At 63.0% G+C, this 11,583-nt stretch carries 9 protein-coding genes; 3 read left to right on the top strand and 6 right to left on the bottom strand.

Features of this window, described 5'->3' with window-relative positions:
* Positions 1-64 precede the first annotated feature (64 nt).
* Positions 65-2,026, top strand: coding sequence for a bifunctional tRNA (5-methylaminomethyl-2-thiouridine)(34)-methyltransferase MnmD/FAD-dependent 5-carboxymethylaminomethyl-2-thiouridine(34) oxidoreductase MnmC (gene mnmC / locus BZL41_RS05460; RefSeq protein ID WP_095598356.1), 1,962 nt, complete (start codon positions 65-67; stop codon positions 2,024-2,026).
* Between the two features lie 240 nt (positions 2,027-2,266).
* On the opposite strand, the gene BZL41_RS28805 is transcribed toward mnmC, so the two are convergent.
* The 5 genes from BZL41_RS28805 to BZL41_RS28370 form a co-directional block, all read right to left on the bottom strand.
* A complete protein-coding gene (locus BZL41_RS28805; protein ID WP_218224428.1) occupies positions 2,267-3,664 on the bottom strand; it encodes a mannan-binding lectin in 1,398 nt (465 codons plus the stop codon).
* Positions 3,665-4,093: 429 nt separating this feature from the next.
* On the bottom strand, positions 4,094-4,861 hold the full coding sequence (locus BZL41_RS05450; protein ID WP_095598355.1) for a S9 family peptidase: 768 nt from the start codon (positions 4,859-4,861) through the stop codon (positions 4,094-4,096).
* Entirely contained in the window at positions 4,845-5,981 is a 1,137-nt protein-coding gene (locus BZL41_RS05445; protein ID WP_095598354.1) for a DUF3182 family protein, read from the bottom strand. The genes BZL41_RS05450 and BZL41_RS05445 overlap by 17 nt, the downstream gene beginning before the upstream one ends.
* Positions 5,982-6,109: 128 nt before the next feature.
* On the bottom strand, positions 6,110-6,778 hold the full coding sequence (locus BZL41_RS05440) for a YceH family protein (protein ID WP_095598353.1): 669 nt from the start codon (positions 6,776-6,778) through the stop codon (positions 6,110-6,112).
* Between the two features lie 60 nt (positions 6,779-6,838).
* Positions 6,839-7,168 (bottom strand): antibiotic biosynthesis monooxygenase family protein, encoded by a 330-nt coding sequence (locus tag BZL41_RS28370; protein WP_168190953.1) that lies wholly within the window; start codon positions 7,166-7,168, stop codon positions 6,839-6,841.
* 295 nt (positions 7,169-7,463) lie between these two features.
* On the opposite strand from BZL41_RS28370, the gene BZL41_RS05430 reads away from it, so the two are divergent.
* Positions 7,464-8,378 (top strand): AraC family transcriptional regulator, encoded by a 915-nt coding sequence (locus tag BZL41_RS05430; protein ID WP_095598351.1) that lies wholly within the window; start codon positions 7,464-7,466, stop codon positions 8,376-8,378.
* 12 nt (positions 8,379-8,390) lie between these two features.
* Here BZL41_RS05430 and BZL41_RS05425 read toward each other — a convergent pair whose 3' ends face one another.
* Entirely contained in the window at positions 8,391-9,461 is a 1,071-nt protein-coding gene (locus BZL41_RS05425) for a diguanylate cyclase (protein WP_095598350.1), read from the bottom strand.
* A gap of 461 nt (positions 9,462-9,922) precedes the next feature.
* Between BZL41_RS05425 and BZL41_RS05420 the strand changes: the two genes are divergently transcribed.
* Positions 9,923-11,371, top strand: a complete 1,449-nt coding sequence (locus BZL41_RS05420) for an RICIN domain-containing protein (RefSeq protein ID WP_095598349.1) — start codon at positions 9,923-9,925, stop codon at positions 11,369-11,371.
* Positions 11,372-11,583 lie beyond the last annotated feature (212 nt).

Below are 11,583 nucleotides of genomic sequence, written 5' to 3'. Positions count from 1 at the left end.
ATGCCGCACGCCGCTCCCCTGCGTGCGCGCTACAATGCGCGCCTCCGCGCATGGTGTCCTTGCGATGTCCGACACTTCCCACGCCCAGCTCGACTGGGACGAACAAGGCCAACCGCTGTCCAGCGTGTTTGGCGATATTTACTTCTCCCGCGCCTCGGGCCTGGAGGAAAGCCGCTACGTGTTTCTCGGTCACAACGACCTGCCGCAGCGCTTCGCCGCCCTGCCGGCCGGCGGACGGCTGACGATCGGCGAAACCGGTTTCGGCACTGGGCTGAACTTCCTCTGCGCCTGGCAACTGTTCGAGCAGACGGCGCCGGCCGATGCGCGGCTGCATTTCGTCAGCGTGGAGAAATTCCCGCTGCACCGCGACGACCTGCAGCGCGCCCTGGCGCTGTGGCCGGAATTGGCCGGCTACGCCGGGCAATTGCTGGCGCAATACGTGGCCATTCATCCGGGCTTCCAGCGCCTGGTGTTCGCTGGCGGGCGGGTGGTGCTCACCCTGCTGGTCGGCGATGTGCTGGAGTGCCTGCCGGAACTGGATGCGTGCGTGGACGCCTGGTTCCTCGATGGTTTCGCGCCCTCGAAGAACCCGGAGATGTGGACGCCGGAGCTGTTCGCCCAGATGGCCCGGCTGTCCGCCGCCGGCACAACCCTGGCCACCTTCACCTGTGCCGGTTTCGTTCGTCGCGGGCTGAACGAGGCCGGCTTCGAGATGAACAAGGTCAAGGGCTTCGGCCAGAAATGGCAGATGCTGCGCGGCCACTTCGTCGGCACCCCACGGGCAGCCGCCAAACCCTGGTTCGCCCGCCCCGGCTGGTGTCCCCCGGAGCGCAGCGCCCTGGTGATCGGCGCCGGCATGGCCGGTTGCGCCACGGCTGCCAGCCTGGCCGCGCGCGGTTGGCAGGTGGCGGTCCTGGAGCGCCACGCCGAGCCGGCGCAGGAAGCCTCCGGCAATCCGCAGGGCGTGCTTTATCTCAAGCTGTCCGCCCACGGCACGCCGCTGTCGCGTCTGATCGTCAGCGGCTTCGGCCATAGCCGCCGCCTGCTGGAACGGCTGGAGCGCGGTGCCGAGTGGGACGCCTGCGGCGTGCTGCAACTGGCATTCGACGAGAAAGAGGCCGAGCGCCAGACGCAACTGGCCGACGCCTTTACGGATGGTCTGTTGCGTCGACTGGATCGCCAGCAGGCCGAAGACCTGGCCGGCGTGGCGCTGCCGGCAGGCGGGCTGTTCTTCCCGGAAGCCGGCTGGGCGCATCCGCCGGCACTGTGCCGCAGGCTGTTGGAGCATCCGAATATCCGTCTGCTGACGCATCGCGAGGCGCTGTCGCTGGAGCGGGTCGGTGAGCGCTGGCAGGCCCGTGCCGGCGATACGGTATTGGCCGAGGCACCGGTCGCAGTGCTGGCCGGTGCCGCCGATATCCAGCGCTTCCCCTACTCCGCCGACCTGCCGCTCAAGCGCATCCGCGGGCAGATCACCCGTCTGCCAGCCACTCCGGAAAGCCGGGCGCTGCGTACCGTGGTCTGCGCCGAGGGTTACGTCGCACCGGCCCGTGGCGACGAGCACACCTTGGGCGCCAGCTTCGATTTCCACAGCCAGGACTGCACGCCGACGACGGCCGAGCACGCCAGCAACCTGGATTTGCTGCGGGAGATTTCCACGGACCTCGGCAATCGCCTGCAGGCCGACCGCCTCGACCCGGCTATCCTGCAAGGGCGCGCCGCGTTCCGTTGCACCAGCCCTGACTACTTGCCGGTCGTCGGTCCGCTGGCGGACAGCCAAGCCCTGGCCGAGGCTTACGCCGTGCTGGCCAAGGACGCCCGCCAAGTGCCGGACACACCCTGCCCCTGGTACGAAGGGCTGTACGTCAATAGCGGCCACGGCTCACGCGGGCTGGTCACCGCGCCGCTATCCGGCGAGCTGCTGGCCGCCTGGCTCGACGACGAACCCCTGCCCCTGCCGCGCAGCGTGGCCGAAGCCTGCCACCCGAACCGCTTCGCCCTGCGCCGGTTGATTCGCGGGAAGTGAGGGTGCCGGTGGGCAAATGAATTCGCCCCACAGGAGGCATATGGATTATCCGGTGGAAGCGAATTCATTCGCGATGGGGGGACGACGGCGCTTCGCCAATCGCGAACGAATTCGCTCCCACGGAGAGGGTCGGTACAGGACGCGCGATGGTCCCGCTGAAGCGCGGCGCCAAGGGCTCCGGCCACGCTACCGACGACGACCCTTTCGGGCCCGGCAGACGTGGCCGCAGCCACAACCCTGTCAGCCGCCGCAACAGCCGCAGACGGACATCACACCCGGCTCGGTGGTTTTCCAGTTGCCGTTCCAGCCTCCCTTGTTCTGGCAGGTCTGCACGCATTTCTGCTGGGCGTCCTGGTTGTTCCAGATCGGCCCGGCCTGGACGTCGTTGGCCTTGCACTGGCCCTGCATCACATCGTCGAAGATGTGGCTGAGGCTGGAGGACGGCAGCGTGTTGCTGTTGCCCGAACCGGCGAATTGGTGACAACCGAAGCAGTTAGAGACGAACGTCGCATTGAGATCGATGTTCTGTACCGTGGTCTCCATCACCGTGTTGGCCAGGCGCATCGAGCCGCGCTGGTTGGAGACGGTGGACGACGGCTGGGTGACGTCGTTTTCCCAGAGCGCGCCGACCATCATGTAATTCTGCCAGACAGACATAGGGCTACTGCTCGGCAGCGCGGCCAGCATGGCCTGGATCTGGGTATTCATGCTGTCGATGATCGCGATATTGTCCGTGCCTTCGTGGTCGCTCGGATCGGTGCCGTCATGGAATACCCGGCAGATTTCCGTCGGTGTCCCGGTCAGGCTCTGGCTCTCCACGGCCTGGTTGAAGGCACAGTCCGACGACGGGTTGGGCAGCTCGCCGGCGCATTTAGCGCTGGTGAACGACCAGCCGGAAGCCGGCGCCGTGCCCGGGTTGGCGCATTCGGGCGCGTTGGCGCGGTGCTCGAAGGTGGCCCAGATGAACTCCGGGTGCAGCGCCGTGGCCATGACAATATGGAAACCCACCATGCCCAGCAGCTCATCGCCGGGCACACCATCCACGTTCGCTTCGATCCAGAAGTACTGCGGCTTCTCCGCGTCGGTGATGATGCGCCAAGCGATCTTCATCTCGGTGGTGCCAGCCGGGAATTGCGGCTGCGACTGGATCTGCCCGACGTTGCACAGGTTGCGGCTGAAGCGCACCTCGTAGAACACCACATTGCCGTCCTGGTCATAGATGGTCGCCCCCTTCGCCGCCTGGCCGGTGCGGTCGGGCAGGTTGAACGGCGTGTCGGCGGCAACCGGCTTGACGGTGCGGACGAACATCACTTCCTTCGGCGCATTCGGCGAACAGGAGTCCGTCCCAGTGGCCTGGAGCACGGGGAAGCTGGTGGGCACCTGGAAGTTGCGCAGGCTGGCATCGCTTGACGACGGGCTGGTCAGTTGCAGGAACCACTGCCAACTGAATTGGTAAAAATCGCAGAAATCGGCATTGCTGCCCTCGGGGATTTCACTGGGCGGATTGGGACTGGTGATCCAGCTCTGGCTGGCGGGGCAGCTATCGTCGGCAACGACGGCCTTGCCGCCGAGCAACGAAAATGCCAGTAGCAAGAGGAACAGGCACCGCCCCGAAAGGGACTCGAACACGCGTGGCATGGTTATCTCCTTGTAATGCGGATCTTCCGATGGCTGATACGGCGAAGCGCTTCGGGGCCAACGAGACAGAGGCCGAGCGGTCTCCCTGCGGGAATGGACAGGTATGGGATTGCCCCGATCTGGCCGGAGCGGAAAAACAACGAAGGGAATGGCCATCGAGGCCAGGAAGCGAAACGATGGACCGCCAGCGGACATCCTTTCCATCCCGGCCTCCTTGCGCCTGCGCGCCAGTCGGTTGCTACGGGGATAGCTACATCCGCCCGTTATGGCGGAGCCTGGACGCGAGGAACGAACCGGATGCGGCGAGGATGAAGAACAGCGGAGGCTCCTGCCAACGGGTGCGTCCTGCGGTGCAGTTCACGCTAGAAGAGCCTCACGGACTTTGCAAGGCAAGCCCTGGGCACCCCGCCCTCTTCGACCCAAGCCCGATCAGGCCGCCACCTCCTCGAACACGCCGTCGCCAATGCGCGCCCCTACCACCATTTCCGTTGCCCAGTTGAGCAGGATGGAGGTGTACGCCTGCCGGCAGGCTTCGCTCGTGAGGCCATGGTCGGCGCCGTCGATGATGCGGTGGGTCAGCGAATGGGCACGGGAGAACGCCGACAGGTAGTTGGTGATGGTGGTGTGGGGGATCAGGTGGTCCTGTTCGGACTCGACGATCAGCACGTCGCCTTCGAATGCCGCGCAGGCCGCCAGTGCCCGATTGGCCGTGGAAGGCAGCGGGGTGTTGCGGTATTCCACCAAATCCTTGCGGTCGAGTTCGCGCTTCGGCGTCAGCCAGCCTTCGTCGCGGTACAGCGCCGGCACGCGCAGCGCGAGCCAGCGCACCGGGCGCAGGCTGGTGAGGATGGTGGACAGGTAGCCGCCGTAGCTGCTGCCGACCACGGCGATGGCCGAGGGGTCGATGGACGGGTGGCGAGCCAGGCGATCGTAGGCGGACAGCAGGTCGCGCAGGTTGTCTTCGCGGGTGACGCGCTGCTGCCGCTCCAGCGTTCGTTCATGACCGCGCATATCGAAGGTCAGGCATACGCAGCCGAGCCCGGCCAAGCCCTTGGCCCGCGCGATGTCGCGCTTCTGGCTGCCGCCCCAGCCGTGCACGAACAGCACGCCGGGCATTTTCGCGCTTGGCGCCAGCAGGGTCGCGTCGATCTGTTCGTCGTCGACGGCGATTTCCAGCGCCTCACTCCGGGTGTTCATAAGCCTCCACCGTGATGTACTTGGTGATTCGCCCGACCTCCTCGTCGAGGCCATCGAATAGCACGTCCGCCTGTGGGGGTGGAGTCTCCCGACCGCCATAGAGTTCCACCGTCGAGGCCCGCACCGCGCATTGCCCGCCGCCGTGGAACGCCTGGAGCGCAGCCACTTCCGCCCCGCTGGCGCCACCGATGCGCCAGGATTGTTCGAGCACGCCGGAGCGGACCCGCCCCCGGGCGTCCACCCCCTGGCCGATATCGTAGTTGCGCCGCGAGGCCAGCAAGCCGGCGAAGCATGCGCTGGCGGCGCCGTCGTAGAGCTGGGCCTGGGTGACGGCGAGACGTGCCGCCTCCGGCAGGTCGAGCTGCAGCAGCGCGTCGAAGTCGCCCCGCACCACCAGTAGGTCGGAGCCGCCATAGACGGTCTCGCCCTGGTTGTCGACGGTTAGCCGCTGGGTGCCGCAATAGCTGGCCAGCAGCTCGCCGACCCGCACCCGGCCGACGCTGAAGGTGGTCATGCGTTCCAGGTGTTCTTCCAGCACCAGTCCGCAATTCGCCAGCTCGTCGACGCATTGGGCGTCCAGCGCGGCCTCCAGTTCGGCGATGTCGTTGACCACCACTTGTCCTCGCCCGGCGGTGGCCCGCACCGGCTTGATGCGGATCGGCCCGTCGGCGAACAGGCGCCGCGCCGCCGTCCACGCATCGTCGAGGCTGAACACGGTGAAACCCCGGAATACCGCGCGGTCGACATGCTGGCCGAAAGCCGCCGACCAGCCGGCCGGCGCCGCCGCCTTCGGCCGCACCAGCGGATGGGTGATGGCCTTGGTGGCCATGAAGGGATGCGGTACCACGCCGCCGAACAGGTCCCGCTCGCTGGCGATACCCAGTCGGCGGGCTTCGTCGAGACCGACGATGCTGTCGCTCGGCACGAAGTAGACCGGTTCCGGCGGGCGGGCCGTGGGGTCGAAATCGCCGCGGAAGACCATCCCCAACAGCGCCGCGAGACGCTGCGCCAGCGCCGCGTGCACCACCCGCTCGTGCTGTGGCTCCGAACGCCGGTTGGGATAGAGCACGACACTGCCGCGCGCCTTCGGCGCCGTCCGCTTCAACCGTGCAGCCCCCATGGCCACGCCCTGCGAACGGTCTGAAGAAAAGCCTCGTTCACCATGCCACACCCCGTCCGCTGCACTTGCACTGTTGAGTCGCAAAGACCCGACGAGGTTCAGCCCGGGGCGACGGAACGGCCAGCGCGTCAGTCGGCGACCCGTTGCTCCAACCGTGCCAGACGTTCCTCCAGTTCGGCCAGGCGGGCTTCCAGCGCATCGACTCGCTCATCCGTCTGCCCTGCTCCGCTGCCTTGGCGGGCATCCTGGGCCTGGCGGGCGGCGAGCAGTTGTTCGAGGTCGGCCGGATCGCCCAGCAGGTGCATGTAGCGGTCTTCGCGCTGCCCCGGCTGGCGCGGCAGCTTGCAGGCCAGGCCGCGGGCGATCAGACGCTCCAACGGGTGCTGGAGATCGTCCAGGTCGTCGAACTCGAACATCCGGTTGCTGCGGGTAAGCAGCTCGTTGAGGGTCTGCGGGCCGCGCAGGAACAACAGGCCGATCAGCACCACCTGCGCCGGGGTCAGCTCCAGGCCCTTCTCCGCACGGTGTTCCCAGCGGTCGGCGCGGCTGCCCATCACCAGCCGCACCAGGCCGCGATCCTCCAGGCGGCGCAGGCTCTGGCCGACTTGGCCGGCGGTGAGGTTCATCACCGGCTCGCGACTGGTCTTCTGGTTACAGGCGAGCAGGAGTGCGTTGAGCGTCAGCGGATAGGCTTCCGGAGTGGTGGCCTGCTTCTCGATCAGGCTGCCGACGATGCGGACTTCGATAGCGTTGAGCGGTTCGACCGGCTGGGATTGGGCATCCGTCTCGGTGGTCATGTCGATATCCCTGGCAGTGAGAAAGCCTCTAGCCTACCCGACTGCCATGGCTTTGACATGCTACGCCGCCCGCCAGTCTTCCAGCGATGCGAGGCTGCCGGCGAAGCTGTGCAGGTCCACCAGGCTGGCGGATCGGTCGTGGAGAATGTCGGCGAATACCTGCACCACAGGCATGTCGAGGTAGGTGGTCATGGCCTCCTCCGAAGCCCAGAGGCCATGGATTCGCCAGAGATCGGGATCGTCCGGCGCACGTTGCAGTTCATAGCGCAGGCAGCCGGGCGTGCTCAGGGCGGGCTCGATCAACACGCCGAGACGGCAGCCGAGTTCGTCCGAGCGGCCGGCGCGGGCGCGAACCAGAGCCAGAGTGGTGACGGGCATCGTTTCGCTCATGGCGGTGCTCCTTGAAAAAGCGGCAGGAAACGACCAGCGGTCGAGACTCTTCCAGAGTAAGGGCTGATTGGCGTGGGTCGATAACCGATTCCTGCCGGGTTCTTGCCCAAAACTGTCGCGCCGGCCGGCGCGCGGAAAAAGTCCGCGAAAGCCCGTCACAAGGCTGTCATGCGCGGGCTGCCGGACGTTGCACGTTCCTGCCGATTGCTTGCACGATCCTGCACGGGATTGGGGAGGCCCGCAGATTTGTTCATCGCGCCCCGCTAAGCTGGTGAAAAGTCCAAGGAGGCCCATCATGCCGGATACCGCCGCGCTTCCCCTCGATATCGAACAGCGCCAGAACGAACTGGCGGCGCTGATCTCGCGCTTCACCACTGCCGAAGGCATTCATCAGACCGCTATTGCCCCCCTCGACCTGATCCGCGGCGACAAGACCACCTCCTTCACTCCGGGGGTCTACCAGCCCAGCCTGTGCATCATTGCCCAGGGTCGCAAGGAAGTGATGCTGAACGACGAGCGCTATGTCTACGACCCGCTGAACTACCTGGTCGCCTCGGTGACCCTGCCGGTGACCGGCTCGGTGATCGAGGCTTCGCCGGAACAGCCCTATCTCTGTGTCAAGCTGGCCATCGACCCGGCGGAGATCGGCAGCTTGATCGCCGATGCCGGCCCGCTCGGCCTGACCACCCAGGATCGTCGCGGCCTGTATCTTGGGCGTGTCGATGCGCCGCTGCTGGATGCCGTGCTGCGTTTGATCCGTCTGCTCGACACACCGAAGGACATCCCCATGCTGGCGCCGCTGGCCCTGCGCGAAATCTTCTACCGCCTGCTGCGCAGCCCCCAGGGCCAGCGCCTGGTGGAGATCGCCATCGCCGACAGCCAGACGCACCGGGTGACGCGCGCCATCGAGTGGCTGAACCGCTACTACCACAAGCCATTGCGTATCGAGGAACTGGCGCGGACGGTCAATCTCAGCCCGTCGACGCTGCACCACCGTTTCAAGGAAGTCACCGCCATGAGCCCGCTGCAATACCAGAAGCAGTTGCGCCTGCAGGAAGCCCGCCGGCTGATGCTGGCGGAAGGGTTGGAAGCCTCGGCGGCCGGCTACCGGGTGGGCTACGAGAGCCCGTCGCAGTTCAGCCGCGAGTACAGCCGCCAGTTCGGCGCACCGCCGCTGCGCGACCTCGCCCGGCTGCGCAGCTCCGCCTGATTCCGGAGCGCGTCAGCCCTCGACCGGCGGCGGATGATGCAGCGCATCGTTGGCCATGCTCACCTGGTTGCGACCGGACGACTTGGCGACGTAGAGCGCCTGGTCGGCGTCCTTGAGCCAGTCGGAGGCATCCCGCTGGTAAGGGCTGTAGCCGGCGAGGCCGATACTCAGGGTGATGCGCAGCTCGGGTGCCAGCTCGGTGCGCACGTCGCTCAGGCTTTCCCGCAGCCGCTCCATGATCTCCTTGGCCAGCACCGGCGGGGTGTTCGGCAGGATCACGCAGAACTCGTCGCCACCGTAGCGCCCGGCCAGGTCCTCGCTACGCAGGTTCTGCACCAGACGCTCGCTGAGCAGGCGCAGCACGCTGTCGCCGACGATGTGCCCGTGGGTGTCGTTGATCGCCTTGAAATGATCGATGTCGATCAGCGCCACCGTGGCACGCTGATGGTGGCCGCGACACTTGAGGAATTCGACCTGGAGCAAGTCTTTCCAATAGCCATGGTTGTACAGGCTGGTCAGGCTGTCGGTACGGCTGACCGCCCGCAGGGCGCGCTTGTGGTCGGCCAGCTGAATGGTCAGGCGGTAGCACACCAGGCCCAGCGACAGCGGATAGAGCACTAGCATCGGCAGGCAGGCGTAGAGCTGTTCGAGACGGGTCTCCGGGGAAAACGCCGGACCGAAGACCAGCAGGGCGATCGCCACGCCCGCCAATTGCGCCAGGCTGCCAACCAGGAAGAAACGCGCCCCGCCGGCGGCGACGTTGTTCATCGCCATCATCGAGAGAATGGTCACGCTGGGCAGCGCGTTGAACTGCATCGCGCCGGTCCAGAACCCGCCGAATACCGAGTCGATCAGCAGGTTGCGATGCTCCGCGCGGTAGGGGGTCTGGGAATGCTTCGCCAATTGAAAGGCCAAGTGCGGCCAGAGATAGCCGTTGAAAACCAGCAGCGCCCAGACCCAGGCCGGTTTATCGAGGTACCAGAGCCCGGCGGCGACGCAGAAGAAGCCGACCCCCAGACCGAACAGGCGCGGCGCGTAAAGACGTCTGGCGAACGAAAGCCCCTGACCGGCATTCCTTTGCATAAGCGACTCGGTACCTCGATGGCGGAAAGCGACGACTATATACGTAGACGATAGACCGTGCTCGCAAGCTTGCGTTTACCGGAGTACTCAGGGTCGGCGAAAGTCATCTGCCTCATCGGGATACTCGGCAATGGGATCTGCGTATTTCACCAGCATCGGGAAGTTCTTCTTCGGAGCTTTCCAAATATCCATGTATCAGCAACTTCCCACACCAAGCCAGCAATCCCCTACGAAGAATAAGAAAATCCTTAAAATAAAGCAGAAAAGCCCAAGTCCCAAAGGCCCAGATACAGTCGATTTTTTGTGAATCGAGATGCATAACAAACCAAGACAGAATTGCCATACTTCCACCTGCGCAGGTAATTTGGCGGCCCGCGTGACTGGATTTCCCTGAAGCAACATCGTTTACCAAGAAATCTAACAACTCCTCCTTTCGCCTTTCCTTCAGGAAGCACATCTACATGAAAAAACCATTTACTGGGTTCTGTTTCAGCCTTTTGGCATGTGTTGCCATGCCTATACATGCCATTCAATTAACTGGAATCACAGAAATCCACGATCCTGCCACAATACAAAAAGAAGAAAATACTTACTGGACCTTCAGTACCAGCAACGGAATAGATAGTCGCTACTCAACAGACCTAATCGACTGGAAATTCAACGGCCCGACATTCCCAGAAGGCACATGGCCGAACTGGATAAATAAATATGTCAAGAACTTCAAAGGACACTTCTGGGCTCCAGACGTAGTAAAGATGAATGGCAAGTACTATCTCTACTATTCTGCCTTTGCCACAACGGATTCTAGCTTCGAATCAGCGATAGGCGTTGCCGTTTCTGATTCTCTGAACACTCCGAAGTGGCGCGACCTAGGAATGGTCGTATCATCGAAAACCGAACCTTACTCCCCATATAAGCTCCCTACGAATACAATTGACCCTGGCGTATTCAAGGACGCGAACGATAACGTCTGGATGATATATGGCTCCCACTATTCTGGCTTGTTCGTTGCACAAATCGACCCCACCACTGGCAAAAGGATGAATAATATCCGCTATCCTGTCGCAGGGAATAATGGTAAGTGGCATGAACTCGAGGCGGGCCAGATTCAATATATCAACGGCTATTATTATCTCTTCGCCAACCTTGGCGATTGCTGCGCAGGAACGAAAAGCACTTATTACGTCGTGGCAGGAAAATCCGACAAACCGACAGGCCCGTTTCTCGATAAAAACGGGGTCGATCTTTATAATGGTGGCGGCACTACCGTATTGAAGACAAAGGGCCGTTACATTGGACCTGGCCATTTTGGTTATTTCAATAATAACGGCCAGCACCTTGTCAGCATTCACTACTATGACGGCACCACCGACAAAGGAATCCCAAGGCTTGATCTTCTCCAGATGAGCTTCACTAACGACTGGCCTAAATTCACACGCAATTTCACTTTACAGAAGAGTTCGAACACAGTAATGACGAGCATCGAGGGACGTGTCGCAATCGTTTCCCGGCTCAGTGGAAAGGTCTTGGATGTGGAGGGAGGCAGCAAGGCAGATAATGCCGATATCATACAGTGGACATACGACAATCGTGCCAACCAGCATTTCGATCTCAAATCGCTGGGGAATGGTTATTACTCGATCCGAGCTTCCCATAGCGGCAAAGCCGTTGAAGTCGAACAACAAAGCACAGTGGCGGGAGCGGATATCCGCCAGGGCACCTGGACGGGTGGTACTCATCAACAATGGAAATTGATCGATGTCGGTGCCGGGTTTTACAATATCGTTTCACGGCACAGCAACTTGGCCCTCGATGTTTTCAACTTCAGCACCGAGAACGGCGGCGATATTCGCCAATGGACCCATTTGAACGGAATAAACCAACAGTTCCAGTTGAAATATGTTCCCTGACAAAAAGAAGAGCCGAAGCGGCTATACCAGCCAGTTAAGCTGACTGGCATTCCATTTCTGATCGGCTGTTTGGGATGGTCTGAAAAAGCCAGTCCTTGAAAAATACGCTCTAGCAACCATGCGGGTTACAGAGCGGCTGCTTCGCAAATTCAGGGCTTTTTCAGAGTTTCCTTTGGGAAGATTGGGGATTAACTGATCGGCCTTAGGGGTGG

The organism is Pseudomonas sp. PIC25, from assembly GCF_002286785.1.
GTDB lineage: Bacteria > Pseudomonadota > Gammaproteobacteria > Pseudomonadales > Pseudomonadaceae > Pseudomonas_M.
The sequence above is the reverse complement of the archived record's forward strand: the minus strand, read 5'-3'. Positions and strand labels throughout refer to the sequence as shown.